A 1569-nucleotide genomic window follows, 5' to 3' on the forward strand; every position below is an offset into this window, starting at 1 on the left:
GGGAGATTGCGACGAACCTTGAATTCGATAGCTGGACATCCGAGGTCGGCACATTCGATCGGCAGCTTGGGTCGCCGCACCAAACTGACACGGTGGGGATCATCAACGATACCGACGTGAAGGTGGGGACCTACCTTCGGAACATCGATAATCTCTGGCGGCTTGGAACTCGAAACTATGAGCCGAAGCGCGACACCCTTTCTCCGGGGTTATTCCAGCCCGAGCCGCCTTCGTTCACGACGCCTCTGCCGTTCTCGGCGTCATGAAACTGATGGACCAAGGGTGAGTAGCCCCATTCACGCAACGAAAAAGGGAGGCCGCGAAGACCTCCCTTTCCGTATTTTCATCAGCCGATGCGTGATATTCAGTAGATTTGGGCGCTTACCTCCTGACCCTACCCGGTGACGCGCGGACCAGGTGAAGGGCAGCTTGCCCCGTGGAACCGCCCAAAACCTGCCAGTCCGTTTCCCACCCATTCCCGTCATGGGCGTGGTGGTGAACTGACCGGCCAACGCCAAACTCATGCTCGCCGGGCCGACTTGTCAGCAGACGACAGAAACCGCTCAACGGCCGCGCCTTAGTAACCGCTTCAAGCTCAAACCGGCCAACAAAATGTAAGGCGGCATGGCGAGCGAATAGTGACCACAGTTTAATTCCAAAATATTTGGCCTGGCCCCGGCGTCCTTCAGCCTCTGCATGAATCTCTCCGATAGCTCTGGCAACACCACTTTGTCTCTCTTAGCCAACACAACCTGAAGATCGAGATCAGGGCGTGCCAAACTATGCGCGTAATTCTCCAAGTTAAGTGGACCCCAGGCCCTTCTGAGATCGGTCAGCTCAATCTCAGGCTCAAGGCTATCGCGTATCGATCGTGTCGCGCGGCCCGTCCAAACCATATCCGCTAGACTCCCCGCCGTCAGAAACAACGAGGCTTTTGACACAGCCAAATCGTGTGCCGCGACTATGGCCGCAACCCAGGAACCTAAGCTCATTCCGAGAACCGAAATCTCTCGATAGCCTTCGCTTTTCAACCAACGTATGAGTTTGCGCCCATCCAACACCGCCTGCCTTACAGATTGGATCGTTCGACCGAGATTAGGGCTAAGCATATAGTCGGCGTGCACGGAGCCGGGACGGCTGCGTTCGAAGTGATAAGGCATAGCAATCTCGACAACCGTGATGCCACGGTGCGAGAAAAAGTTGGCAATCTGACGATTCCGGGCGCTTGCATTCCAATGGTGAAAAATCACCATCGCCTGATCGAACGACCCGCTTTCTGTGATTTTCGCCCAGACGACATTGTTCTCTACGATGTCAGTAGAAATGTCCGATGGAAATTTGAGCCACCCATCTTTCCTTTCAAAACCCTGATCACTCTCACTCGGCTCATCGAAAAAGGCTGGATCAGCCACGGCTTGGTCCGCAAGGGCACAGAATTCCTCGATACTTGTTATCTTCTTCGCACCTGGAAAGGCGCGTTCCGCGTCAAGGAAGAAATCCGTTGGTTTCTTCCCTTCCTCACCGCGTCGCGCCCGCCGCTCATCCCAATGATCAAGCCAACTATGATAC

The 1569-nt window shown here is 54.9% G+C and carries 2 protein-coding genes; one reads left to right on the forward strand and one right to left on the reverse strand.

Going from position 1 to position 1569, the window contains the following annotated elements; all coding sequences use genetic code 11:
* Nucleotides 1-266, forward strand: a 266-nt coding sequence (locus EN780_RS39140; protein ID WP_210215072.1) for a hypothetical protein, incomplete at its 5' end; no start/stop codon positions are given.
* Between the two features lie 297 nt (nt 267-563).
* Here EN780_RS39140 and EN780_RS33855 read toward each other — a convergent pair.
* On the reverse strand, nt 564-1569 hold a 1006-nt coding region (locus EN780_RS33855), incomplete at its 5' end, for a dienelactone hydrolase-related enzyme (RefSeq protein WP_128276425.1).

The organism is Mesorhizobium sp. M4B.F.Ca.ET.089.01.1.1 (assembly GCF_004022605.1).
In the GTDB taxonomy this organism is placed as follows: Bacteria; Pseudomonadota; Alphaproteobacteria; order Rhizobiales; family Rhizobiaceae; genus Mesorhizobium; species Mesorhizobium abyssinicae.